A 20,829-nucleotide genomic window follows, 5' to 3' on the forward strand; every position below is an offset into this window, starting at 1 on the left:
CGCGCTGACGCCGCCTGACTTCCGACGTCAGCTCTCGTTCGACTACAACCGTACCTGTTTTGCGCTCCAGTCGGTACGCCGTATGGACGTACGCGGTCAGCGGCCGAGCCAAATGGCCCTAAGCCGTCCGACTTCCGACATTCTGCGCTCGGCCAGCCTATCGGCCGCCACCGCCGGGGGAACACCTTCTTCCTCCGCCATCGAAAAGATCTTCAATGTCGTGTCGAAAATCTGCGTTGCCTTTGCTCTGGCCCGGTCCATGTCGAAGCCCTCGATCTCGTCCGCGACCTGGATCACGCCGCCGGAGTTCACGACGTAGTCGGGAGCGTAGAGGATGCCGCGCTCGGCGAGCTGCTTCTCCACGCCGGTGTGCGCGAGCTGGTTGTTGGCGCCGCCGCAGACGATGGCGGCACGCAGGCCGGCGACCGTCTCGTCGTCCAGGGCCCCGCCGAGCGCGCAGGGAGAGTAGACGTCGATGTCGGCGGCCTTCAGCGCCGCGGCGTCCGCGACCACGTCCACCTGGGGGTGGCGGGTTCGCACCCGCTCGACGGCCTGCTCGCTGACGTCGCAGATCACGACCTCGGCGCCGTCGTCGAGCAGGAGCTCGACCAGCCGGTGGCCGACCTTTCCCACGCCTTCGACGCCGACGCGCCTGCCGCGCAGGGAGGGGCTGCCGTAGGTGTGGCTCGCGGCGGCGCGCATGCCCTGGAACACGCCGTACGCGGTGAGGATGGAGGAGTCTCCCGCTCCGCCGTGCGCCACGGTGCGGCCGGTCACGAACGAGCACTCCTTGGCGACGACGTCCATGTCCTCGCTGTAGGTGCCGACGTCGCAGGCGGTGTAGTAGCGGCCGCCGAGCGACTGCACGAAGCGGCCGTACGCGCGCAGCAGCGCCTCGCTCTTGTCCTTGGCCGGGTCGCCGATGATCACGGCCTTGCCGCCGCCGAGGTCGAGCCCGGCGAGCGCGTTCTTGTACGCCATGGCGCGTGAGAGGTTGAGCACGTCCGACAGCGCGGCCTGCTCGCTCTCGTAGGGGTAGAAGCGCGTGCCGCCGAGGCCGGGGCCGAGCGCGGTGCTGTAGATGGCGATGATCGCCCGCAGGCCGCTGCGGTCGTCGGCGCAGAAGACGACCTGCTCGTGGCGAGCCTGTCCGTCAGGTGAGGGATCTGTGTCCTTGTGGGACGACCCGAAGACGTCGGTCACGGTGGTGACTCCCAGTCATCTTTCGTCCGCCGCCCCGTCGCGGCGGATCCAGGAGACCACCCTATCGAGCGGCCTCCGGCCCCGCCTTTGATCACCAGCCGGGACCGGCACGCCGTGGAGCGCCGCAAACCTCCCTGGAGGCCCCTCGCCGCACCGCCCCACCTCTGGTGTCCCGCTCGTCCCGCCGTGCTCGCTCGCGTCCGCTCACCGCTCCATGGCACCATTCGAGATGTGCTGCCCTACGCCGCCTATCTCCGTGTCTACGAGCCGTTGTCCGCGTTCACCGAGCGCGACCGCGCCTACTGGGCGGCGTACGCGGACTCCAAGGACCGGCCGCGCCGCGCGTTCGCTCTGGAGGCAGAGCACGCCGAGGCGGTGCGCCGGCTGCTCGGGGTCTCCCCGATGCCCGCGCCGGGAGGCGAGAGCACCAATGCCTACCTGCGCCGCATAGAGGAAACCCTGTACGTGTGTCCGTGGCAGAGCCGACTGCGTTCCTGGCTGTCGTTCGCCAGGTTCCGCGGCGGCACGCCACCTCGTCTGGCCGACCGGTTCGTCCCCCGGGCCATCGCCGAGCAGACCGCGGACGACTTCGACCGCTTCAAGCAGAGCGGCGGCTCGGCGGCGCTGCGCACGCACATCCGCACCAGCAGGTGGCACGTCCCGACGCCGTGGTTCGTGCCGTTCGACTCCGCCGAGCGCTGGCTCGTGCTCGGCCGCCAGGAGGACAACCCCACCGAGCCGTCGGCCGCCACGACCACCGCTCCGGCGCGCAACCTGCTGTACGTCACCTCGATGGCGCAGGCCCGCAGGCGGGTGGCCCGCGCGCTCGTCGTGATCCGGCGCCACGTGGGTGAGGTGAGCACGCTCACCGAGGTCGAAGAGGTCGGCAGGTGGCTGGAGGACTTCCATCCCCACTCGCTGGTCGAGCTCGACTACGGCGGCCTGGTGCACCTGATGGACGACGCCACGCTGCAGGCCGACCAGTCCGCCGCCGAGCTCGCCGCGGCGCTGACCGGTTTGGACACGGGTCAAGAAGAGCTGGCCTTCGCCATGTATCAGCGCGTGATCCTGCGCTGGAAGTCAATACAAGCCCTCGAATCGGCGAACTGAACCGCAAATCATGCACGTGACCTGCAAAAGTAGGTAACGGGAGTCACCAGCTCGCTTCTGCGAACTGAGTAGTTTGCCGTTTTCACTGCGATACCACGAACCGTGTCGCTAGAATCACCGAGCGTGACATCAACCCGTGGACAAGGCGTTGTACTTTCAGGTCTCGCCAATCGCTCTACGTGGCTGTATGGTCACATCGGGTGATACCACATGTGGTCCAGAAAAATCCGCACTAACTGGGCCACAGTGGGACATCCGTGACGAAGCGCCAACACAAGTCGCAGGATCGCTGTCGCCGGTCCACGGAGGAGAGGCCGCACAAATGTCAGCTCGTACACCCGAGGCCGAGCCACTGCTCACCCCGGCGGAGGTCGCCACCATGTTCCGCGTCGACCCCAAGACCGTTACTCGGTGGGCGAAGGCGGGCAAGTTGACGTCCATCCGCACCCTTGGCGGTCACCGGCGTTACCGGGAGACCGAGGTCCGAGCGCTGCTCGCGGGCATCCCGCAGCAGCGGTCGGAGTGACGCGAGGTCCGTCACGGACCTGCTAGGGGGGAGAACCGGCGCGCTCGCGTCCCGTATGTGAGCGCGTCATCAACACCGCACAGCCGTGGCTCTGCGCCACGCGGGCCGGTTTCTCACGGCCCGCCGGCAGGTCAGGGCCTACGGGCCGGTGTGGAGGCGCCGACCGCGCCGGCGCCACCTCACTGGGCCCGTACCGGGACGAGAACGTGACGGCAGGCCGCAGACCCGGGGGGGGTCACTGGGCCTGCGCGGGACGCAGGTCGGCGAGCAGCGCGTTCACCTGATGATCGTGCCTGGCGGCCACGGCGAGCAGCGCCGTCATCTGGTCCACCAGCAGGCTCTCCAGAGTGGCCCGGTCCATGTCACGGTTCTCCAGCCAGTCCAGCCCCGCGATCTCGACCGACGCGATCCACGACCGCAGCGTCACCCGCAGCGTCGCTCCGGGCTCCTCCACCCGCATGCGATTGGTGATCATCCGCAGCAGGCGGCGGCGCACGCTCTCGACGATCTCCCCCACCTCGCCGGTCCGGTTGGCCGGGCCGCCGCGCAGCAGGGCCGCGAAGCCGGCCGCGTGGTCCTCCACGAAATCGAAGTACCGCGTCAGCCCGTCGGCGATCTCCTCCAGGGCACTGCCGCCGCCGGACGCCGGCCGCAGCCGCGCCTCGAGCTCCGCCGCCGCGCTGCGCAGCGCCGCGACGTACAGCTCCTGTTTGCCGCCGAAGTAGTGGTAGACCAGCGCGCGTGACGCGCCGGCGGCGAAGGCGACGTCGTCCACCGAGACGTCTTCGGCGTCGTGCCTGCTGAACAGTTCGAGCGCCGCGGCCATCAGCTCCTCGCGCCGCCGGTCCACGCTGAGCCGCCGCCTCGTCGGCCGCGAACCGTGCGGTGGATGGTCGTGCGCGTCCGCGGTTCGTGATGTCGCACCCACACTGCGCACCCTAACCGAGAGGCGCCGGACGAACGCGCACAGAACGACCATCACCTCGGCGCGCAACACACCCGTACCCTAGGAGCCACTCGATCGTTTGGTCTGACAGGTGCACATCCACTCAGCGTGGGGAGAACCATGTCAGGACCGTCCATGCAGACGACCTCCCGCCATAGAGCGGATCTCGGCACGGCCGCCCCGGCCCTCGGGGACGCCGGTGGGCCGCGTCCCCGGCCGACGATCCGCAACGTGGCCGAGCGGGCGGGTGTCTCCAAGTCGCTGGTCTCTTTGGTGTTGCGCGGGTCGCCACACGTGAGCGAGCACAGGCGCGAAGCGGTGCTGCAGGCCGCGCGAGAGCTCGGCTACCGGCCGAACGCGGTCGCGCGCAGCCTGGTCGAGGGCCGCACCCACCTGGTGGGGGCTCTGGTGGCCGATCTGCACAACCCCTTCTACGCGGAGTTCCTCGACGGGTTGCAGGAGAGCCTGCACGGCGACGGACTGCGGCTGCTGATCGGCAGCGGCCGGTGGGACCCGGCGTTCGAGGAGGAGGCCGTCGAGGCGTTCCTGGAGCTACGGGTCGACGGTCTGGTGCTGCTCGGCGTGTCCCCCTCCAGCGAGACGCTCGCCGAGGCCGCGGCGTACACCCCCACGGTGGTGGTGGGTGAGCGCGACGTCGAGCTGGAGAGCGTGGACATCGTGGTGGACGACGACGAGCTCGGCGCCGGGCTCGCGGTGGACCACCTGGTGGAGCTCGGTCACCGGCGGATCGCGCACATCGAGGGGACCCCCTCGTCGTCGGCGCGGTTCCGCTGCGAGGGTTACCTGGTGGCGATGCGCAGGCACGGCCTCGCGCCGCACATCATGGTGGAGCACGGCGACTTCACCGAGGAAGGCGGACGGCGGGCCGCGCGTTCGCTTCTGGAGCGCTCCCCGAGGCCGACCGCGATCTTCGCGGCGAACGACGTCGCGGCGCTCGGCGTGCTCGTCGCGGCCAGTGAGCTCGGTTTGCGGGTGCCGGAGGACCTGTCGGTCGTCGGGTACGACAACACCCATCTCGCCGCGATCCACCACATCTCCCTGACGAGCCTGGACCAGCCGCGGCGGGCCATGGGGAGGTCGGCCGCCTCCCTGCTGAGCGACCGCATCACCGACCCCGGCAAAGCGGCGAGGCTGCGTCAGGTCACCCCTCGCCTGGTGGTCCGGCACAGCACCGGCCCGGTGCCAAGCGAGCCCCAAGAGCCCCAAGAGTAGGTCAACCTCCACGACTACGGCCTTTCGCCGGTGTTGACTGACGTGAAGCGTCGGCACCGGACCGGAGGGTAGACATGCGTGATCCAGAACTGGTGTCCTGCGCGCAGCGCGCGGCGGCCGAGCTGGAACGCGCCTGGGCGCACTGGCGGGCCGCGCGAGGCAAGGACGGCGAGAGCGCGACCGAGTCCGTCGCCAGTTACGTCGCCCATTCCATCGACCACCCCTGGGGACGGCCCCGGGTGGTGCTCGGCCTGGACGCCGAGGACGCGCGTGACCTCGCGGCGCTGCTCCAGCGGCAGCCGCTCGGCGAACGCGCCTGGTGAGCGTCGTGATGCGGTGAAGCGTCCTGGTCATCGGACCGAGGCGCGTAGGTTGGATGCGAACAGGTCACCTGCGGAGGGATCTTTCGTGACCAGCCGAGTACTCGCCGCCGCCTGCCTGGCCCTGGCCGGGCTGGGGGCCGCCGCCTGCGGAGGCACGCCGAGTTCTGCGGCGGACGCCTCTCCTGCCGGCCCCGCCGCACGCGCGCCTGAGACGGCCGCCGCGCCGCCTCCTGCCGCCGCCTCACCGGCCCGGAAGGCCGCGCCGACACCTGACCGGCCGCTGGACGGCAAGGTGATCGTCATCGACCCCGGCCACAACGGCGGCAACTACCGCGACCCCGCGGCCGTCAACAAGAAGGTGAACGTCCTCACCCAGTGGAAGCCGTGCGACACCACCGGCACCTCCACCGACGACGGGTACTCCGAGGCCGCCTTCACCTGGGACGTCGCCAAGCGCATGGTCAAGCTGCTCAAGGCCGAGGGTGCCACGGTGAAGCTGACCCGCAAGGACAACAACGGTGTCGGGCCGTGCATCACCGAGCGTGCCGCCATCGGGAACGACGCGCGCGCCGACGCCGCGATCTCCGTGCACGCCGACGGGGCCGGGGCCGGCAACCGCGGCTTCCACGTGATCATGCCGAAGAAGATCGGCGGGCCGGTGGATCCCGTGGTCGGCGACTCCAAGCGCCTCGGCCTCGCCGTGCGCAAGGCGTTCCACGACGGCACCGGTCTGCCGTACTCGAACTACATCGGCAAGGACGCGCTCGACTACCGCAACGATCTCGGCGGGCTCAACCTCTCCACGGTGCCGAAGATCTTCATCGAGACCGGCAACATGCGCAACGCCACGGATGCCGCACGGCTGAAGGACCCGGCCTTCCGGCAGCGCATCGCCGTGTCGCTGGCCGAGGGCCTGCGCTCCTACCTGGCTTCCTGAGCCCGCACCCCGGCGACGACGGCGGGCTCGGCGGTCCCGGCGGGCTCGGCGGGCCGGTCCAGCCGGCCGATCACCTCGCCGATCGTCGTGTGGCCGTGACGGCGCAGGCGGCGGGACAGGTCGCGGTTGATCCGCCAGGCCCACAGCGGCCCGTGGTAGATCATGCCGGTGTAGCCCTGCACGAGAGTGGCCCCGGCGAGCAGACGCTCCCAGACGTCGTCCACGTCCTCCACGCCGCCGGCCGACACAAGGGTCAGCCGGTCGCCGACGCGGGCCCTCAGGCGGCGCAGCACTTCGAGTGAACGGGCCTTGAGCGGCCGGCCGGACAACCCGCCGGTCTCGGCGGCCGCCGCGTCGGCGAGGCCCGCACGCGCGATCGTGGTGTTGGTGGCGATCACCCCGGCCAGGCCGAGTTCGACCGCGAGGTCGGCCACCGCGTCGACGTCGGCGTCGGCGAGGTCCGGCGCGATCTTCACGAGCACCGGGGTGCGGCCCGCGGCCCGCCGTACGTCCTTGAGCAGCGGCCGCAGCAGCTCGACGGCCTGCAGGTCGCGCAGGCCAGGCGTGTTGGGTGAGCTGACGTTGACCACGAGGTAGTCGGCGAGAGGCGCCAGCAGGCGGGCCGCCGTCACGTAGTCGTGGCGCGCGAGCTCCTCGGGGATGACCTTGGTCTTGCCGATGTTGACCCCGACCACCACCGGCACCGATCGGGGCCTGCGCAGCCGCCTGGCGGCGCGCGCGGCCCCCGCGTTGTTGAACCCCATGCGGTTGACGATCGCGCGGTCGGCGGGGAGGCGGAACAGCCGCGGCCTGGCGTTGCCGGGCTGCGCGTGCGCCGTGATCGTCCCCACCTCGACATGGCCGAAGCCGAACGCCGCGAGTGCCTCCACGCACCCGGCGTCCTTGTCGAAGCCGGCCGCGAGGCCGAACGGGCTCGGGAAGTGCACCCCGAAGGCCCGGACGCGCAGCGCCTCGTCCCCGGGGGCCAGCGCGCGGTACAGCCTGCGCCGCAGGAACGGCGCCACCGAGAGCACACGCAGGGCCCGGATGGTCGCGTGGTGCACGGCCTCGGCGTCCATCCGCCTGAGCACCAGGTCGAAGAGCAGTCGATACATCATCGTTCAGGGTAGCGGGGAGGCGCGGGCCTCACGCAGGCGGCGCCTGCTCGCCGAGGATCTCGGCGGCGAGGTCGGCGACACGGCGGCGGCTGTCCCTGGCCCGCTTGCGCAGACCGGTGAACGCCTCGGCGGCGGTGATGTCGTGCTTGCCCATCAGGTAGCCGATGGCACGCTCGATCACTATCCGGTAGTCCAAAGCGTACTGGAGCTGGTCGGCGAGCACGCTCTTCTCCTCAGCGCGCACGGCCGCGGCGAGGACCTCCTCGATGACGTGCGCGTACGCCATGAGGGCCTGTGTGTCGCTCTCCTCCCACTCCTGCGGCTCACCCTGGTAGACGTTCAGCGTGCCGACCGGCCCGTTGCCGAGACGCACCGGCACCCCCGCCACGGCACGCACGCTCGGGTGCAGCAGCGGCGCGAGACCAGGCCAGCGCTCGTCGTCCTGCACGTCACTGGTGGTCACCGCGGCGTTGCTGAAGAACGCCGAGACGCACGGGCCGCGGCCGATCGCCGCCTGCGCGTGCTCCAGACTGCGTCCGGCCTCGTCGGTCGTCACGAGGTAACGCAGCCGCTTGCTCTCGTCGGCGAACATCAGGCCGGCACCCGCGTAACCGAACAACCGGTCGACCACTCGGACAATGCGCTCCAGATGGTGGACGACCCCGGTGGCCTCAGTGGTCTTGTGGAGGCCTCGCAGGCTCGCCACCAGCGCCTCAGGATCTATACGCGTCATCTTCCATCCTCTTGTCAAACCTCACCTATGACGGCGCGGCCAATGGGGAAGCAGAGACTTTTTTTACGGTCACCTGCCCGAAATCGGGCACAACAGTCCCGTTTCCCCATGCGGCGAAGATCGATGGACCGACCGGCGCAGGGCATCGAGAGCGTCCGGGCCCCGCGAAACGGCATGACGGACACACCGTCCGGCCGACGGGAGGAATGGGTGCGCGCAGCCGAGAACCGGCGAAGCCGTCGCGCGCTCGACAAGGTCGACGCCCGTGCCAATGGCGGTGCCACCTCCGTTTGAGGGAGCTCCGCGGACACAGGGCGGAATGATCTGCGGCAAAGCGTAGTGCGGTGCGACGATTAAGGCCAAGTGGTTCATCCCGCCGAGCCCCAGGAAATCGCCGCACTAGGGCTCCGGCCTGCGCCGCAGGACCGGTCGCACCCTCACCGGGACGCCATACCCCTATGCCTTCCCCCGGGTACCCCACCGGCGCGCGCACCGAATCGGCTGTGCGGCCCGCGAACCGGGTCGGGGATCGATAGCGTTGCGTCGTCGTCCCGGTACCTTCGCCTGGCGACGCCTGTTCCCTCGGCTTCCGGTCCCATGCGGGAGAGCTATGACGGCCACCATCGAGTCCCCGGTTCCCATGCCCTTCGCACCCCTGTGCCCGCTCGTCGGGGTGGAGGAGGAGTACCTCATCGTCGATCCGGCGACCAGGGCGGTCGTGCCGCGCGCCGCCGAGTTGTTCGAACGGGCCTCGGCCGAGCTCGGTGAGCTCGTGTGCACCGAGATCACCCGCTACCAGCTGGAGGCCAAGACACCGCCGTGCAGCGCCGCCGCCGAGCTGGAGGGCCACCTGCGCCGCCTGCGCGCCACCGTCGCGGCCGCGGCGCGTGGGCTCGGGCTGGCCGTGGTGGCCTCGGGCACCCCGGTCCTCGGCGACGTCGTGCCGCCGTTGATCACCGAGCATCCCCGGTACGGCGTCGGCATCGCCACCTACCGCGCGCTGCACGACGAGCAGACCATCTGCGCGGGCCACGTGCACGTCCATCTGCCCGACCGCGAGCGCGCCGTGCTGGTGAGCAACCACCTGCGGCCGTGGCTGCCGGTCCTCATCTCGATGTTCGCCAACTCGCCGTTCTGGGCCGGCCGTGACACGGGGTACGCGAGCTGGCGCGCGCTGACGTGGTCCAAGTGGCCGGTGGCCGGGCCTCCGCCGTACTTCCGCTCACTGGCGCACTTCGACGAGACGGTGGCCGCGCTGACCGCGTCAGGCGCGCTGGTGGACCCCGGCACGATCTTCTGGGACGTGCGGCCGTCGTCGCGGCTGCCGACGCTGGAGGTCCGGGTCACCGACGTTCCCTCGACCGCCGAGGAGTCGGCGCTGCTGGCCGCCATGGTGCGCGGGCTGGTCGTGACGTTCCTCGCCAAGGTCGAGGCCGGCGACCCCGGCCCCATGGTGCCTGGCGAGATGCTGCGTGTGGCGTACTGGCGGGCCGCGCGCGACGGCCTCGACGGGTACGGCTTCGACCCGGTGTCCGGCACGCTGCAGCCGGCCGCCGAGCTCGTGGCGTCCCTGCTCGACGTCATCGGCCCGGCGCTTGAGGAGGCCGGCGATCTGGAGATGGTGGGGGAACGGCTGGCCCACCTGCTTCGGTACGGCACCGGGGCCGCGCGCCAGCGGGCCGCCTACGAGAGGAACGGCCGGTTCACCGACGTCGTCGATCTGCTCACCGAGCAGCTCATCGACGAGCCGTAGTTCCCGGCGCGGGGGCGGACCGGCGTCCGCCCCCGCGGGGGTTCACCTGGCGAGCCTCGTGGACAGGAACCGCGCCAGCGGCCGTACGTGCCGTTCCTGGTCGAGCCACTGCGCCTGGAGGTCCTCCAGCAGGTGCCGTTCCGCGACCAGCTCGCGGCCGTTCCAGTGCCGGATCACCGGATGCAGGAAGGCCGACTCCTCGGCGCGGTCAGGCGTCGGGTGCCGCTGGATGGCGAACACGTTCTCCTGGTCACGCGGACCCCAGCGCAGGGTGACGGTGAAGTAGGACGGCTCGTCGCCGAAGCGCTCGACCGCGTGGTCCTCAGGCAGCTCGGCGAAGTGCCGGACGTGGCCGTTCCGCTCGTCCACCACGTAGACGTCGCAGAGGTACTCGAACTGGGTCCACAGCGCGGAGCTGTAGTTGACCCGTTCCAGCATGGTGGCGGTGAGCTGGTCGGCGTCCAGAGGCAGCGCCTGGTGGGTGAGCGGCACCCCTTCGTACCGCTCGGCGAGCAGCGCGGCGAGGACGCGCAGGTTGTAACGGAAGCCGTCGATGAAGGCCGACGACGCGTGCTTGAAGTCGCGGGCCTGCATGAGCGTGCCGGCGAAATACAAGCCGTCCACGTTGGCGGACCGGAAGTCGGTGCCGATGGCCGGCATCCGGCCGCCGTGCGCGAGCTCGGGACGGCAGGAGTCACCGAAGACGCCGGTGTCCATGACGAACCCGGTGCAGCGCAGCACCGTGTCGTACTCCAGTGTCGCCTTCTCCCCCTCGGCGAGGGTGTAGGAGATGTCGACCTTGTACCGGTCGCCTTCGCGCCTGATGCGGTCGATGGTGCATTCGAGGACGCCGTCGAGGGTCTTGAACCAGTAGGCGTCGAGGAACGCGCCGTACTGGCCGCGCACGTGCCCGGGGTGCTTGGTGTGCCAGGAGAACCGCACGGGGCTCGGGCTGGCCAGGTGGATGATCGCGGCGTGGCCGATGAGGGCCTGGGCCGTCTCGAACGCCGAATTGCCCTTCCCGATGACGAGGACCCGGCGGCCGGTGTGGTCCTGCCCCGACGTGCTCATGTCCTCGTAGCCGGTGGCCAGCGCGATGCCGGGGATGTCGGGGATGTACGGCCCACCCCAGCCGGTCGCGACGATCACGCACTCGGCACGGAAGGTCTCGTCGCCGGCGCGCACGGTGAACAGTCCGTCCGCGTCCTTGTCGATGTGGTCCACCGGGGTCGAGAACCGCACGTTCAGGTCGTGCCGCCGCTGGAAGTCGCCGAGGTAGCGCACCATCTCGTCGGCGTGCGGGTAGTACTCGTGGGTGTACTTGGCGAACTGCAGCGACGGGTCGTCGTTGAGCAGGGAGTTCCAGTCCCAGCGCAGCGCGATCTCGGGGTCCTTCTCGGTGATGTGGACCTTGTTGATGGAGATCAGCTTGCGGTGGCGGGGGTAGGCGCGGAAGAAGGCGCCGGGTGCGGCGTCCCGTTCCAGGACGATGTAGTCGGCGCCTGCCCGGCTCAGGTAGTACGCCAGCTGCAGGCCCCCCGGCCCGGCGCCGACGATCAGATAACGGTGGGTGGTCTCGACACGTGCCGGATCGCTCATCGGCCGTGCGGCTCCGGCTCGTCGTCCAGCGAGCTTCCGTAGCCGCGGTCGACGATCCTCGCGGCGGTCGCCTCGTAAGCGGCGGGGTCCTCGGGGGCCCAGGTGCCGAGGCCGTCGACGTACCGGTTGAACATGCAGAACGCGGCGGCGATGAGCACGGTGTCGTGGATCTCCACGTCGGTGGCCCCCTCGGCGCGCGCGGCGCCGATCTCGCTCTCGGTGACCTTGAGCCCGCCTTGCTGCACGGCCGCGGCGATGGCGAGCAGCGCGCGCATCTTCGGCGTGATGTCTGCGGTGTCCGGATCGAGCCGCACGGCGTTCACCAGAGGCATGCCGGCGGGGAGCTGCGCGGCGGCGAACGCCGCGTGGGAGGATGCGCAGAAGTTGCAGTCGTTGAGCGACGACACGTAGGTCGCGATGAGCTCGCGCTCCCCACGGGTCAGGGTGTTGTCACTGCGCAGCAACACTTCGGCGAGCGCGTTCAACGGGACGGCGGTTTCCGGTCGGTAGCGCATCAGCCCGACGATTCCGGGCTCATCAGTGGGCAAGGTGATATGGGCCATGGGAACTCCCTGTGCGACGTCTACGGGGATGATCGACGCCGGTGCGCGCAGTGTCAACGGGTGACGAGGGCACCCCTATTTCCGGCCTTTAGGACGAAGGAGACAAACGACCCTTTCAGCACCGTAAGTGCACCCGAATCCCAGAGCAGGTCGCGTCGTCCTTATTTCGGCTTGCCCATTACCGGTGAATCATGCCCTCCGGACTACCCGGAAGCATCCCCACAGCGCGGCCTTATGGCTGTCCCGCATAGTGAGATCACCACGAAGTAAGTATTGCCTCCCCGTCTTGTCGGCCCGTCCGTCGTGGCGTAGCGTCACGGCGTCGCCAGAAAAGACCGACACTTAAGGAGGCTGATTCATGTCCGAACACCCGAACGCCATAATCGCTCGGGAAAGTTATGACGCCATCGCGAAGGGTGATTTCGAACACCTTGGCGGCGACCTGCTCGCCGACGATGTCGTCTTCCATGTCCCCGGTCGCGGGCCGCTGGCCGGCGATTACCACGGCAAAGAGGAGGTTCTGCGTTACCTCAACCAGCTCACCGCGATGACGCAGAGCACGCTTCGGTTCGAGCCGGAGACCTTCCTCGCCAGTGACGACCGCGCCGCTGTGATCCTCCGGGCCCAGGGGGAGCGCGGAGGTCAGGAGATGAACGACCACGGCGTGCACGTGTTCCGCATCGACAACGGCAAGATCAGCGAGCGCTGGAGCTTCCCGCACGACACCTACGCGGTCGACGCGTTCTTCGCCTGACCGTCCCCCAGGTGGCCGCGTAGCTCTTGACGTCTTTTCGAATCACTCGAGTTCCAAGACCCCGACCAGCACCCTCGGGTGCTCGCGCCACCAGGACATCCGGACCGGACACGGCGGCCGGCCGCCGCACCCCACCCTTCCCCCCGGCGTCACGTGATCAATCGTGCGCGCCGGAAACGGGGTGACGACGGCCGCGGTGCCGATGACCCTGGTGGCGCGGCACCGCCACCCCCTATCCGCTCACCTTCTCCAGGGAATCGGCCAGCACCGCGACGTAGCCCTCGGTGCGCGCGGCCCGATCGGCGTACACGGCGGGGTCGTCGGGGGCGAAGGTCGCCAGTCCGTCGACATAGCGGTTGAACATGCAGAACGCGGCGGCGATGAGCACGGTGTCGTGGATCTCCACGTCGGTCGCGTCCGCGGCGCGCGCGGCGGCCACCTGCTCGGCGGTGACACTGCGTCCGCCGCGCTGCACCGAGCCGGCGATGCGCAGCAAGGCCCGCATCTTGTCCGTCACGGGAGCGGTGTCGAGGTCGTCGCAGACCTGACGCACCAGGGTCATGCCCTCCTCCAGCCGGACCGCGGCGAAGGCGGCGTGGGTGCGGAAGCAGAACCGGCACTGGTTCAGCGACGACACATAGGTCGCGATCAGCTCACGCTCGGCCCTCGTCAGTGTGTTGTCACCGCACAGCAGCACGTCACAGAGCTGATTCATCGGAAGCGCCGTCTCCGGCCGGAACCGGAACAGGCCCCGGATCCCCGGCTCGTCGGTGCCGAGAGCGATGTGCGGGCCCGAGTCCCCGGTGTCGCAGAGCAGCCAGGCGTCGTCCGGTCCGAGCGGCACCTCCACGGCTGTGGTCGACTTCGGCAGCGCGGCGATTCCGTTCACCATTTACGGCCTCTTTCTCAAATGAATTCCGTACTCGCACCTCCTCGATTCTGCGTATGACGTCCACGCCAGGACAGTCCGGAATCCATTCAGCAAGTTGCCTGCCGCCGACCGGTTCCTGCCACGCATTTGCTTGACAAACGCACGGCAGGCGAACTCACGGAAATAATGCCACTCTTCCCGCCAGGCCTTTCACGCACGATATCGCACGGACCTCGCGGCATGTCTTGCTTTCTCGCACGAATTCCGTTCCACGGCGCCGAGCCGGAAACGAAACGTCGTCACAGGCCTCCGCGCCCGGACCTCCCGGCCCCGACCGGAGCACTTCTCGCGGGGAGCGTCCGGGCGCGGCGCCTGCCTGGAGCGGCCCGGTCAGGCCACGGCCTCCAGGCCGTTGACCGATGCCCGGGCCGGGGTGTTCTCGACGTCGTCGGTCACGACCCCGGCGTCTCCGCCGCCGAGGAGCCCGAGACCGAGCCCGGTGCCGACACCGAGGTCCGTGCCGAAGCCGATGCCGTCCTCACCCACGTCGTCGGCACGGTCCACGTCGTCGGTGTCCGCCAGCAGAACCCCCGTGGGGAGGCCGCCGTCACCGTCACCGTCATAGGCGTCGCCGCCGCCCCATCCCCCCCATCCCCCCATGACGGCCGAGGCCCCCGCGCTCGGCGCGCCGGCAACGCTGAGCCCGGCCAGTCCTCCGGTCATGGCCGCCACGACGGCCAGCAGCGCGGCGTGTTTCTTGACGTCTGACATGGTTCCCCCTTTGACACGACAGAGCCGGCACACGCACGACCCGTTCCGGCTCGGCGTTGATCCGCTTCCACCCGCCTTACTATCCGGGCATCTCATCGGACAAACAGGCATTGCACGATCTTGATAGCTATTTAATGGCCTCTCACATGCTTAAATATGAAATCCTCCACAATTAGGACTTATAGGAATCAGAATGATGAACCCCCTGGCTGTGCTCCGGTTGACTTTGGTCTGGCGTCCACGCCGTCAGTGCCGTCAATGCCCTTAATGCCGCCAATGCCGCCAATGAAGTGATGCGACTCGGCGAACTCGCCACCCTGGTCGAGGTGTCCACCGTGCGGCGCCTCGGCCCGCCACCCGAGCCTTCGCGGCGCACCGACGCCTCCGCGCGCCGCTGTGGGATACTCGCGCACATGACCCCGCCGCCGATCCCTCCCGGCGAGGAGCCGCTGATCGGTGACGGTGTGACACCCGGCATCGTGCGTGTCGGCGACACCGTGCGGCGTCCGGCGCGGCCGTTCACCGCGACGATCCACGCCTACCTCGCGCATCTGCGCGCGGCCGGCTTCCGCGACGCGCCGGAGCCGCTCGGCTACGACGACCAGGGCCGTGAGGTGCTCTCGTTCGTGCCGGGTGACGTGCCGCGCGAACCCCTGCCGGCGTGGACCGCCGGCGAAGAGGTGCTGGTCGCGCTGGCTCGGCTCATCCGGCGGCTCCACGACGCGGCCGAGGGGTGGCAGCCGCCTCCTGACGCTGTCTGGGGTGGCGCACCTGGCGCGGCCGTCGCCGTTCCCTCCGGCGACAAGGCGCTGATCGTCGGCCACCGCGACTACTGTCCCGGCAACGTCGTCTTCCGGGACGGGCTCCCGGCGGCGCTCATCGACTTCGACCTCGCCAAGCCGACCACCCGGGTCACCGACATCGCCAACGCTCTCTACTACTGGGCTCCCCTGACCGACCCGGTGGACCGGCGGCCCGCCTTCGCCACGCTGGACGTCCCCCGCCGCGTGGCCCTGTTCGCCGGCGCCTACGGCATGTCCACCCGGCAGCGGCAGGCCCTGATGCCTGCCGCCAAGGCCATGGTCGCCCGGTTCCACACCACCATGCGCGCCGCCGCGCGGACCGACCCGGTGCACGCGCGCTTCTGGGAGGAAGGCGCCAAGGACCTGCTGCCTCGCGCGCACGCCTGGATCAGGGACAGCGCCATCGAGATCACCACGCGGCTGCTCGACTGAGCCGTGCCTCACCTGCCGCGGACGCAGGCGTCAGAGGACCTTGAGGTCGAGCCGCGCCAGCCGTTCGGGGTCGGTGAGGACGTCGATGGCGACGACACGGCCACCGGTGACCGTGAAGCCCATGACGGACAGGGGACGTCCGTCCGACGCCACGACGACGCCGGCGGCGCCGTTGACCAGAGCCGGACGGGCCAGCGGGGACAGGCCGCCGAAGGTGATCGCCTGCGCGGCGACGGCGCCGGCGCCGGTGATCTCGACGGTGTGGCGCACGCGTGCCGTGCCGCCGTCGGAACGCAACACGACGTCGGGGTGGAGCACGGCGACCAGGGCCTCGAAGTCGCCGTCGCGCGCGGCGGCGAAGAAGGCGTTCACGACGTCGCGTTGCCGGCCGAGGTCGGGGTCGGGGACGGGGGAGCGGCCGCGTACGCGGCGGCGCGCGCGGCTCGCGAGCTGGCGCGCGGCGGCGGGGGTTCGTTCGATCATGGGGCCGATCTCGTCGAACGGCACGGCGAACATGTCGTGCAGCACGAACGCGAGCCGCTCGGCCGGGGTCAGCGTCTCCAGCACGACCAGCAGCGCGAGACCCACCGAGTCGGCGAGCACCGCCTCCTGCTCGGGCCCCTCGCCGCCGACGATCGGATCGGGGACACGCACACCGAGGGGGTCCTCCCGCCGGTGCTCGCGGGTGCGCAGCACGTTCAGGCACACGCGGGCCACCACGGTCGTGAGCCACGCGCCGAGGTTCTCCACGGCGGCGGTGTCCGCGCGGCTCACCCGCAGCCAGGCCTCCTGCACGGCGTCGTCGGCCTCGCTCAGCGAGCCGAGCATGCGGTAGGCCACCGCGCGCAGCCGTCCCCGATGTTCCTCGAAGTCCTCGGTCAGCCGATCGTCCACAGTCGTCACATTCCCTCTCTGCGGGGTGTCACAGGAGTAGACCCACGGGAACCGGCCGATGTGACGACCGGCCCGGCCACGTTCGGAGGAACCATGACGATCCTGATCACCGGCGGCACCGGCACCCTCGGCCGCCACGTGCTGCCACTGCTGCCGGCCGCGGGCCACGACGTGCGGGTGCTGACCCGGCGGGCCCCCGAGCCCCGGCCCGGCGTCGAGTACGTCACCGGTGACCTGCTCACCGGTGAGGGAGTGGCGGCCGCCGCCGAGGGTGCCGACATCGTGCTGCACCTCGCGGGAGCCGGGAAAGGGGACGACGTGGCGGCCCGCCATCTGGTGCGCGCCGTGTCAGGCGCGCGGCACCTGCTGTACATCTCGGTCATCGGTGCGGACCGGGTGCCGCTGGCGTGGTTCCGGTCGAAGCTCGACGCCGAACGGGCCGTGACCGGGTCGGGGGTGCCGTGGACGACCCTGCGCGCGGCGCAGTTCCATGAGCTGACGCTGACGGTGGTGGCGAAGATGGCGAGAATGCCGGTGGTCCCCGTGCCGCGCGGGCTCCGGCTCCAACCGGTCGACTCGGGGGAGGTCGCGGCGCGGCTGGTGGAACTGGCACTCGGCGCGCCGTCCGGGCTGGTCGCCGACCTTCCCGGGCCGCAGGTCCACGACTTCGGGTCGCTGGCCCGCACCTACCTGCGCAGCAGAGGCGGACGCCGTCCGCAGCTGCCGGTTCCCCTGCCGGGAAAGGTGGGACGCGCGTATCGCGCGGGGGCCAACCTGGCACGTCCAGGAGCCGTCCCCGGCACGCGTACCTGGGGGGACTTCCTGGCGGGACGCGACCGCCAGGACCTGACATCGGGGTGAGGCCGGCCGCCGTCCAGGAATGCCGGGCCGATGGCGGGGGTTGCCACCACCATGACGACAATCGCATGCATCGGCAGTGGACTCATCGGCGGCACCGTCGCCAGGCTGGCCGTCGCGGCCGGGTACGACGTCGTGGTGAGCAACTCGCGGGGGCCGGAGACGCTGGCCGGGCTGGTGGAGGAGCTCGGCCCGAAGGCCCGTGCGGCGACGGCGGCCGAAGCGGCGGCGGCGGGAGATCTGGTGCTGGTCAGCGTGCCGCTGCGCGCCTATCGCGAGGTACCGGTGGAGCCGCTCGTCGGCAAGACGGTCATGGACACCAACAACTACTACAGCGAGCGCGACGGCCGGTTCGCCGAGCTGGAGGAGGGGTCGGCCACCTCCAGCGAGCTGCTGCAACGGCACCTGCCGCAGGCGCGGGTCGTCAAGGTGTTCAACAACATCTACTACGCTCACCTGCTCGGCCTGGCCCGTCCTGCGGGGTCCGCCGACCGCAGCGCGCTTCCCATCGCCGGCGACGACGCGTCCGCGAAGGCCGAGGTCACCGGGTTCCTCGACGCCATCGGCTACGACGCGCTGGACGCCGGCACTCTGGCGGACAGCTGGCGCTTCGAGCCCGGCACCCCGGCGTACGGCGTCCCGTACGTGGGTGACGTGGCGGACTTCCAGAACTCCCCCGGCAACCCGGCCGGCACCGCCGCGATCGACGACGCCGTGGCGGCCGCGAAGCGCTGAGCCGCGCGTCCTAACCGCGCGAGCGCCGCAGCACCTCGAGCTCGTCGTTCATGGTGTCGAGGAAAGCGGCCACGACGCGCAGTTCTTCCGGCTCGAACTGCCGCAGCACGTTGTCGGTGCTGCGGCCGAGCGGCCGGAAGAACGCCGCGGCGAGTTCCAGCGCCGCTTCCTGGTAGTGCAGGTGGATGACCCGCCGGTCGTGCGCGTCGCGCACCCGGCGGATGTGCCCGGCCCGCTCCAGCCGGTCGAGGCACGCGGTGACCGCTCCCGACGTGAGATTGAGCTCATCCCGCAGCCGGCTCGGAGTGATCGGCGAAGGCGCGTCGAAGATCTTGATGAGGGCCTGCACGTCGGTCGGATGCAGGTGGTGATCGCCGGCGAACTCGTGCGCGATGCGGTTGAACTCGGCGGTCATCCTGCGCAGACGGATCGCGAAAGAGTGCAGATCGAGACCTTCTCCTTCACTGCCCGCCATACGGCCATGCTACATTAACTCACCAATTAAGTATCTCAATGATTGAGCTACTGCCTGGAGGGTGGCATCATGGCTCGCCGACCGATCCGCTGGATCGTCCCGTCCCTGCTGGTACTGATCTGGCTGGCCGCGGGCGGCGCGTTCGGCCCGTTCGCCGGCAAGCTCACCGAGGTCTCCACCAACGACCAGGCGGCCTTCCTGCCCCAGAGCGCCGAGTCGACACAGGTGCTCGACGTGCAGGCCAAGTTCCGCGAAGGCGAGACGCAGCCCCTCATCGTGGTGTGGACGACCACCGGCGGCGAACCCGTCACCGCCGCGCAGACCACCGCCGCGACCGGCGCGCTCGCCGGGCTGCGCGGCACACCGGACGTCGTCGGCACCCCCACCCCCGCCTTCGGTTCCGACGACGGCCTCGCGCTGCGCGGCATCGTGCAGCTCGACCCCGACCTCGCCGAGGAACTCAGCGACACCCTCACCCGGATCCGTGACGCCGTGGCGGTCGACGGCCTGCGCGCCGAACTCGCGGGTCCGGCCGCCACGCGCGCCGACCTGTCCGACGCCTTCGCCGGCATCGACGGCCTGCTCCTCGGCGTCGCGCTGGTCACCGTCCTGATCATCCTGCTCGCCGTGTACCGCAGCGTGCTGCTGCCGCTGGTCATCATCTTCGGCGCGATCCTGGCGCTCGGCGTGGCCTGCGCCATCGTCTACTACCTCGCCGGCCACGACATCGTCCGGGTGGACGGCCAGGTGCAGGGCATCCTGTTCATCCTCGTCATCGGCGCCGCCACCGACTACGCGCTGCTGCTGACCGCGCGCTTCCGCGAGGAACTCGCCACCGCCCCCGACCGCTTCACCGCCGCACGCGTGGCCCTGCGCCGCTCGTTCGCCCCGATCATCGCCAGCGCCGCCACCGTGGCCCTGGCCCTGCTGGCCCTCCTGCTCAGCGGCCTGACCAACAACCGCGCTCTCGGCCCCGTCGGCGCCATCGGCATCGCGTGCGCAGCGCTCAGCGCGCTCACGTTCCTCCCCGCGGTGCTCGCGGTGCTCGGCCGCACGGCCCTGTGGCCGGCCAAACCGCAGCCCGCCGAGCCGCGCGGCATCTGGCGCCGCGTCGCCGGCCTGGTGGACCGCCACCCCCGCCGGCTGTGGTTCGCCACCCTCGTCCCCCTCATCGTCCTGTCGCTGTTCGCTCCGGGGCTGAACGCCGGAGGTGTGCCGCTGGACGAGACCTTCGTCAACGACGCGCCTTCCGTCGCCGCGCAGGCCACCTTGAGCAAGCACTTCCCCGGCGGCTCGGGCCAGCCCGCCGTCATCGTCACCCCCGCCGGCCAGGCCGACGCCGTGGAGCGTACCGCCGCCGCCACCGGGGGCTTCTCCGGCGCCGACGTGGTCACCACCACCGGCCGTCCCACCGACCCACCCAAGGTCGTCGACGGCCTCGTCCTGGTCGAGGCCACCTTGCGCGACGCTCCCGACAGCGACGCCGCGCAGGCCTCCGTCGAACGGCTCCGCGCCGCTCTGTCCTCGCAGCCCGGCGTGCTGGTCGGCGGCTTCACCGCGCAGCGCCTCGACACCAACGACACCGCGAACAGGGACACTTTGCTCATCGTCCCCGTCGTGCTCGCGATCATCTTGCTGATCCTGATCGCACTGCTGCGTTCGCTGGTCACCCCGGTCCTGCTCGTCGCCACCGTGGCCCTGAACTACCTGGCCACCCTCGGCGTCTCGACGCTGGTGTTCACCCACATCCTCGGCCTGACCGCCAGCGACGCCTCCGTCCCGCTGTACGGCTTCGTCTTCCTCGTGGCCCTCGGCGTCGACTACAACATCTTCCTCATGTCCAGGGCCCGTGAAGAGACCGTCCTGCACGGCCCGCGCGAAGGCATCCAGCGCGGCCTCACCACGACCGGCGGCGTCATCACCTCGGCCGGCATCGTCCTCGCCGCGACCTTCGCCGCGCTCGCCGTCATCCCCTTGAGCTTCCTCCTCCAGTTGGCGTTCATCGTCGCCTTCGGCGTGCTCCTCGACACCCTGGTCGTCCGCTCTCTCCTGGTCCCGGCCCTCATCCAGGACCTCGGCCACCGCGCCTGGTGGCCGAGCCGCCTGAGCCGGCCCGAGGCCCCCCGCACCGCCGAACCCTTGACCAGAACCCCGAGCTAGGCGCCGCCTCCTGGTGGAGGTGGTTGACTCTC

Annotated in this window: 21 protein-coding genes; 11 read left to right on the forward strand and 10 right to left on the reverse strand. The window is 70.4% G+C overall.

Features of this window, described 5'->3' with window-relative positions; translation table 11 throughout:
* Nucleotides 1-96: 96 nt before the first annotated feature.
* A complete protein-coding gene (locus BJ992_RS30620) occupies nt 97-1,203 on the reverse strand; it encodes a Glu/Leu/Phe/Val dehydrogenase dimerization domain-containing protein (protein WP_184986900.1) in 1,107 nt (368 codons plus the stop codon).
* Nucleotides 1,204-1,434: 231 nt separating this feature from the next.
* Here BJ992_RS30620 and BJ992_RS30625 point away from each other — a divergent pair, with 231 nt between their 5' ends.
* Complete coding sequence (locus BJ992_RS30625) at nt 1,435-2,313, forward strand: DUF8083 family protein (RefSeq protein WP_184986902.1); 879 nt, start codon at nt 1,435-1,437, stop codon at nt 2,311-2,313.
* A 322-nt stretch (nt 2,314-2,635) separates the two neighbouring features.
* The gene (gene bldC / locus BJ992_RS30630) at nt 2,636-2,839 is read left to right on the forward strand and encodes a developmental transcriptional regulator BldC (protein WP_013133571.1); all 204 of its coding nucleotides are present in this window, start codon (nt 2,636-2,638) and stop codon (nt 2,837-2,839) included.
* 235 nt (nt 2,840-3,074) lie between these two features.
* On the opposite strand, the gene BJ992_RS30635 is transcribed toward bldC, so the two are convergent.
* Nucleotides 3,075-3,767, reverse strand: a complete 693-nt coding sequence (locus BJ992_RS30635; RefSeq protein ID WP_343072943.1) for a TetR/AcrR family transcriptional regulator — start codon at nt 3,765-3,767, stop codon at nt 3,075-3,077.
* Between the two features lie 138 nt (nt 3,768-3,905).
* On the opposite strand from BJ992_RS30635, the gene BJ992_RS30640 reads away from it, so the two are divergent.
* The 3 genes from BJ992_RS30640 to BJ992_RS30650 all read left to right on the forward strand — a co-directional run bounded on the left by BJ992_RS30640 (nt 3,906) and on the right by BJ992_RS30650 (nt 6,278).
* The gene (locus BJ992_RS30640; RefSeq protein ID WP_184986904.1) at nt 3,906-5,018 is read left to right on the forward strand and encodes a LacI family DNA-binding transcriptional regulator; all 1,113 of its coding nucleotides are present in this window, start codon (nt 3,906-3,908) and stop codon (nt 5,016-5,018) included.
* Between the two features lie 74 nt (nt 5,019-5,092).
* Nucleotides 5,093-5,341, forward strand: coding sequence for a hypothetical protein (locus BJ992_RS30645; RefSeq protein WP_184986906.1), 249 nt, complete (start codon nt 5,093-5,095; stop codon nt 5,339-5,341).
* Nucleotides 5,342-5,426: 85 nt separating this feature from the next.
* Complete coding sequence (locus tag BJ992_RS30650) at nt 5,427-6,278, forward strand: N-acetylmuramoyl-L-alanine amidase (protein WP_184986908.1); 852 nt, start codon at nt 5,427-5,429, stop codon at nt 6,276-6,278.
* Here the strand turns inward: BJ992_RS30650 and BJ992_RS30655 are convergent.
* Entirely contained in the window at nt 6,263-7,396 is a 1,134-nt protein-coding gene (locus BJ992_RS30655) for a quinone-dependent dihydroorotate dehydrogenase (protein ID WP_221475046.1), read from the reverse strand. The genes BJ992_RS30650 and BJ992_RS30655 overlap by 16 nt on opposite strands.
* Before the next feature lie 28 nt (nt 7,397-7,424).
* Complete coding sequence (locus BJ992_RS30660) at nt 7,425-8,129, reverse strand: GAF and ANTAR domain-containing protein (protein ID WP_184986910.1); 705 nt, start codon at nt 8,127-8,129, stop codon at nt 7,425-7,427.
* Between the two features lie 610 nt (nt 8,130-8,739).
* Between BJ992_RS30660 and BJ992_RS30665 the strand changes: the two genes are divergently transcribed.
* Nucleotides 8,740-9,882, forward strand: coding sequence for a carboxylate-amine ligase (locus tag BJ992_RS30665; RefSeq protein WP_184986912.1), 1,143 nt, complete (start codon nt 8,740-8,742; stop codon nt 9,880-9,882).
* A 42-nt stretch (nt 9,883-9,924) separates the two neighbouring features.
* Here BJ992_RS30665 and BJ992_RS30670 read toward each other — a convergent pair whose 3' ends face one another.
* Complete coding sequence (locus tag BJ992_RS30670; RefSeq protein WP_184986914.1) at nt 9,925-11,481, reverse strand: NAD(P)-binding domain-containing protein; 1,557 nt, start codon at nt 11,479-11,481, stop codon at nt 9,925-9,927.
* Entirely contained in the window at nt 11,478-11,996 is a 519-nt protein-coding gene (locus tag BJ992_RS30675) for a carboxymuconolactone decarboxylase family protein (RefSeq protein ID WP_246496831.1), read from the reverse strand. The genes BJ992_RS30670 and BJ992_RS30675 overlap by 4 nt, the downstream gene beginning before the upstream one ends.
* 406 nt (nt 11,997-12,402) lie before the next feature.
* Here BJ992_RS30675 and BJ992_RS30680 point away from each other — a divergent pair, with 406 nt between their 5' ends.
* A complete protein-coding gene (locus BJ992_RS30680) occupies nt 12,403-12,798 on the forward strand; it encodes a nuclear transport factor 2 family protein (protein WP_184986918.1) in 396 nt (131 codons plus the stop codon).
* Between the two features lie 232 nt (nt 12,799-13,030).
* Here BJ992_RS30680 and BJ992_RS30685 read toward each other — a convergent pair whose 3' ends face one another.
* Entirely contained in the window at nt 13,031-13,690 is a 660-nt protein-coding gene (locus tag BJ992_RS30685) for a carboxymuconolactone decarboxylase family protein (RefSeq protein ID WP_184986920.1), read from the reverse strand.
* Between the two features lie 369 nt (nt 13,691-14,059).
* A complete protein-coding gene (locus BJ992_RS30690) occupies nt 14,060-14,440 on the reverse strand; it encodes a hypothetical protein (protein WP_184986921.1) in 381 nt (126 codons plus the stop codon).
* Between the two features lie 293 nt (nt 14,441-14,733).
* Between BJ992_RS30690 and BJ992_RS30695 the strand changes: the two genes are divergently transcribed.
* Nucleotides 14,734-15,675, forward strand: a complete 942-nt coding sequence (locus BJ992_RS30695) for a phosphotransferase enzyme family protein (protein WP_246496832.1) — start codon at nt 14,734-14,736, stop codon at nt 15,673-15,675.
* A 30-nt stretch (nt 15,676-15,705) separates the two neighbouring features.
* Here BJ992_RS30695 and sigJ read toward each other — a convergent pair whose 3' ends face one another.
* Nucleotides 15,706-16,569: an RNA polymerase sigma factor SigJ gene (sigJ, locus tag BJ992_RS30700; protein ID WP_184986923.1), complete on the reverse strand. Its 864-nt coding sequence runs from the start codon at nt 16,567-16,569 to the stop codon at nt 15,706-15,708.
* A gap of 93 nt (nt 16,570-16,662) precedes the next feature.
* Here sigJ and BJ992_RS30705 point away from each other — a divergent pair, with 93 nt between their 5' ends.
* Entirely contained in the window at nt 16,663-17,430 is a 768-nt protein-coding gene (locus BJ992_RS30705; RefSeq protein ID WP_184986925.1) for an SDR family oxidoreductase, read from the forward strand.
* Between the two features lie 51 nt (nt 17,431-17,481).
* On the forward strand, nt 17,482-18,162 hold the full coding sequence (locus tag BJ992_RS30710; RefSeq protein ID WP_184986928.1) for an NADPH-dependent F420 reductase: 681 nt from the start codon (nt 17,482-17,484) through the stop codon (nt 18,160-18,162).
* Between the two features lie 10 nt (nt 18,163-18,172).
* On the opposite strand, the gene BJ992_RS30715 is transcribed toward BJ992_RS30710, so the two are convergent.
* Nucleotides 18,173-18,637, reverse strand: coding sequence for a MarR family winged helix-turn-helix transcriptional regulator (locus tag BJ992_RS30715; RefSeq protein ID WP_184986930.1), 465 nt, complete (start codon nt 18,635-18,637; stop codon nt 18,173-18,175).
* A 69-nt stretch (nt 18,638-18,706) separates the two neighbouring features.
* Between BJ992_RS30715 and BJ992_RS30720 the strand changes: the two genes are divergently transcribed.
* Complete coding sequence (locus BJ992_RS30720) at nt 18,707-20,797, forward strand: MMPL family transporter (RefSeq protein WP_184986932.1); 2,091 nt, start codon at nt 18,707-18,709, stop codon at nt 20,795-20,797.
* Nucleotides 20,798-20,829 lie beyond the last annotated feature (32 nt).

Source organism: Sphaerisporangium rubeum, from assembly GCF_014207705.1.
In the GTDB taxonomy this organism is placed as follows: domain Bacteria; phylum Actinomycetota; class Actinomycetes; order Streptosporangiales; family Streptosporangiaceae; genus Sphaerisporangium; species Sphaerisporangium rubeum.

Bases quoted from the DNA above. Each gene is read 5' to 3' on its own strand.
- BJ992_RS30675 (WP_246496831.1), bottom strand. From the start codon at position 11,996: ATGCGCTACCGACCGGAAACCGCCGTCCCGTTGAACGCGCTCGCCGAA.
- BJ992_RS30645 (WP_184986906.1), top strand. From the start codon at position 5,093: ATGCGTGATCCAGAACTGGTGTCCTGCGCGCAGCGCGCGGCGGCCGAG.
- BJ992_RS30660 (WP_184986910.1), bottom strand. From the start codon at position 8,129: ATGACGCGTATAGATCCTGAGGCGCTGGTGGCGAGCCTGCGAGGCCTC.
- BJ992_RS30710 (WP_184986928.1), top strand. From the start codon at position 17,482: ATGACGACAATCGCATGCATCGGCAGTGGACTCATCGGCGGCACCGTC.
- BJ992_RS30685 (WP_184986920.1), bottom strand. From the start codon at position 13,690: ATGGTGAACGGAATCGCCGCGCTGCCGAAGTCGACCACAGCCGTGGAG.
- BJ992_RS30665 (WP_184986912.1), top strand. From the start codon at position 8,740: ATGACGGCCACCATCGAGTCCCCGGTTCCCATGCCCTTCGCACCCCTG.
- BJ992_RS30715 (WP_184986930.1), bottom strand. From the start codon at position 18,637: ATGGCGGGCAGTGAAGGAGAAGGTCTCGATCTGCACTCTTTCGCGATC.
- BJ992_RS30695 (WP_246496832.1), top strand. From the start codon at position 14,734: ATGCGACTCGGCGAACTCGCCACCCTGGTCGAGGTGTCCACCGTGCGG.
- BJ992_RS30640 (WP_184986904.1), top strand. From the start codon at position 3,906: ATGTCAGGACCGTCCATGCAGACGACCTCCCGCCATAGAGCGGATCTC.
- BJ992_RS30690 (WP_184986921.1), bottom strand. From the start codon at position 14,440: ATGTCAGACGTCAAGAAACACGCCGCGCTGCTGGCCGTCGTGGCGGCC.
- bldC (WP_013133571.1), top strand. From the start codon at position 2,636: ATGTCAGCTCGTACACCCGAGGCCGAGCCACTGCTCACCCCGGCGGAG.
- BJ992_RS30720 (WP_184986932.1), top strand. From the start codon at position 18,707: ATGGCTCGCCGACCGATCCGCTGGATCGTCCCGTCCCTGCTGGTACTG.
- BJ992_RS30655 (WP_221475046.1), bottom strand. From the start codon at position 7,396: ATGATGTATCGACTGCTCTTCGACCTGGTGCTCAGGCGGATGGACGCC.
- BJ992_RS30705 (WP_184986925.1), top strand. From the start codon at position 16,663: ATGACGATCCTGATCACCGGCGGCACCGGCACCCTCGGCCGCCACGTG.
- BJ992_RS30680 (WP_184986918.1), top strand. From the start codon at position 12,403: ATGTCCGAACACCCGAACGCCATAATCGCTCGGGAAAGTTATGACGCC.
- BJ992_RS30670 (WP_184986914.1), bottom strand. From the start codon at position 11,481: ATGAGCGATCCGGCACGTGTCGAGACCACCCACCGTTATCTGATCGTC.